At 72.2% G+C, this 2514-nt stretch carries 1 protein-coding gene; it reads left to right on the top strand.

Features of this window, described 5'->3' with window-relative positions; all coding sequences use genetic code 11:
* Positions 1-69: 69 nt before the first annotated feature.
* Entirely contained in the window at positions 70-2454 is a 2385-nt protein-coding gene (locus tag ABT085_RS45625; RefSeq protein ID WP_351622964.1) for a beta-L-arabinofuranosidase domain-containing protein, read from the top strand.
* Positions 2455-2514: the final 60 nt, after the last annotated feature.

The raw sequence follows: 2514 nt of genomic DNA on the forward strand, positions 1-2514 counted from the left end.
GACCGTGCCACCTTCCGGCTCCCCCGCTCCCTCGCTCTCCCACCCCCCACTCCCGACTGGAGAAGCCGCATGGCCATCGCCCGGCGACACTTACTGCAGACCGGAGGCCTCGCCGTCGGCGCCCTGGCCGTCGGCACCCTGCTCCCCGCGCCGCCCGCTGCCGCGGCGGCCGGTCTCGTCCCCGACGCCTTCACCCGGCTGGCGCCCGGCAGCATCACCGCCCGCGGCTGGCTCGCCGGCCAACTGCGGCTGCAACTGGCCGGACTGTGCGGCCGCTACGCCGAACGCTCACATTTCCTGGACCTGTCGACCAGCGGCTGGGCCCACCCCGACCGCGACGGCTGGGAGGAACTCCCCTACTGGCTGCGCGGATACGTCCCCCTCGCCATCGCCACCCGCGACTCCGCCGCCCTCGCCACGGCCCGCCGCTGGATCGACGCGGTCCTCGCCACCCAGCAGAGCGACGGGTTCTTCGGCCCGCGCGCCCTGCGCACCGCGCTGAACGGCGGCCCCGACTTCTGGCCCTTCCTGCCCCTGCTCCAGGCACTGCGCACCTACGAGGAGTACACGCACGACACCCGGATCGTGCCCTTCGTCGGCCGGTTCCTGCGCTTCATGAACGCCCAGGGCTCCGGCGCGTTCGACTCCAGCTGGGTGTCGCTGCGCTGGGGTGACGGGATGGACATCGCGCTGTGGCTGTACCGCCGTACCGGTGAGGCCTATCTCCTCGATCTCGTCGACAAGATGCACGCCTGGGGCGCCGACTGGACCGGTCCCCTGCCCAGCGCGCACAACGTCAACATCGCCCAGGGCTTCCGGGAGCCCGCCCAGTACGCCCAGCGCTCCGGCTCCGCCGACCAGACCCGGGCCGCGTACCGCACGTACGAACAAGTCCTGGGCGGCTACGGCCAGTTCCCCGGCGGCGGGTTCGCGGGCGACGAGAACATCAGGCCGGGCTTCGGCGACCCACGGCAGGGCTTCGAGACCTGCGGCATCGTCGAGTTCATGGCCAGCCACGAGCTGCTGACGCGGATCACCGGCGACCCCGTGTGGGCGGACCGCTGCGAGGAGCTGGCGTTCAACCTGCTGCCCGCCGCCCTCGACCCCGACGGCAAGGGGGTGCACTACATCACGAGCGCCAACTGCGTGGACCTGGACGACGTCCGCAAGACCGAGGGCCAGTTCCAGAACGGCTTCGCGATGCAGTCGTACCAGCCGGGCGTCGACCAGTACCGCTGCTGTCCGCACAACTACGGCATGGGCTGGCCCTACTTCAGCGAGGAGTTGTGGCTGGCGACCCCGGACGGCGGGCTGGCCGCCGTGATGTACGCGCCCAGCAGCGTCACGGCGACCGTCGCGGGCACGGCGGTCACCGTCACCGAGGACACGGACTACCCGTTCGACGAGACCGTCACCCTGACCCTGTCCACCCCGCGGGCCGTCGCGTTCCCGCTGCTGCTGCGGGTACCGGGCTGGTGCGCGGCACCTGTGCTGCGGATCAACGGCGCGGCGGTCGCCGCCCCGGCCGGGCCCGCGTTCGTGCGGGTCGCGCGCACCTGGCGCAACGGCGACCGCGTCACGCTGACCCTGCCGCAGCGCACCACGGTCCGTACCTGGTCCGCCAACCGCGACGCGGTGAGCGTGGCGCACGGCCCGCTGACCTACGCGCTGAGGATCGGGGAGCGGTGCGACCGGTACGCGGGCGACGACACCTTCCCCGAGTACGCGGTGCACGCGACGACACCCTGGAACTACGGCCTCGTGCCCGGCACTTCACCGGTACTGCACCGCGCCTCCGGGCCGCTCGCGGCCAACCCGTTCACGCTCGGGAGCACTCCGCTGACGCTCACCGCCGAGGCCCGCCGGGTGCCCGAGTGGGTCGCCGACGACGAGCACGTGGTCGCGCCGCTGCAGCAGAGCCCGGCCCGGGCCACGGGAGCCGTGGAGCAGGTCACGCTCGTCCCGATGGGCGCGGCCCGGCTGCGGATCGCCTCGTTCCCGACCGCCTCCCCGGACGGCCGTGCGTGGGTGCCGGAGCCGTCGTACCGGCGCATCCTCAACAAGCACAGCGGGAAGGTGCTCGGGGTCGACGGGATGTCCACGGGGAACAGCGCGCGGGTGGTGCAGTTCGACGACAACGGCACCGGGGACCACGCCTGGCAGTTGATCGACAAGGGCGAGGGCTGGTTCCTGGTGCGCAACGGCCAGAGCGGCAAGGTGCTGGGCGTCGACGGCATGTCGACCCAGAACAGCGCCCAGGTCGTGCAGTACGAGGACAACGGCACCGACGACCACCTGTGGACGCTGGTGGACCGGGGCGACGGCTGGTCCCTGCTGCGAAACCGGCACAGCGGCAAGGTCCTCGGCGTCGACGGCATGTCGACCCAGAACAGCGCCCAGGTCGTGCAGTTCGACGACAACGGCACAGACGACCATCTGTGGCGGCTGCTCTGAACGGACGGCGGCACGACGGACGGCGCCCCCACTAACTACCGCCCGAGTAGGATCCGGAGC

Origin of the sequence: Streptomyces sp. NPDC002265 (assembly GCF_040296125.1) — a bacterium.
Taxonomy (GTDB): domain Bacteria; phylum Actinomycetota; class Actinomycetes; order Streptomycetales; family Streptomycetaceae; genus Streptomyces.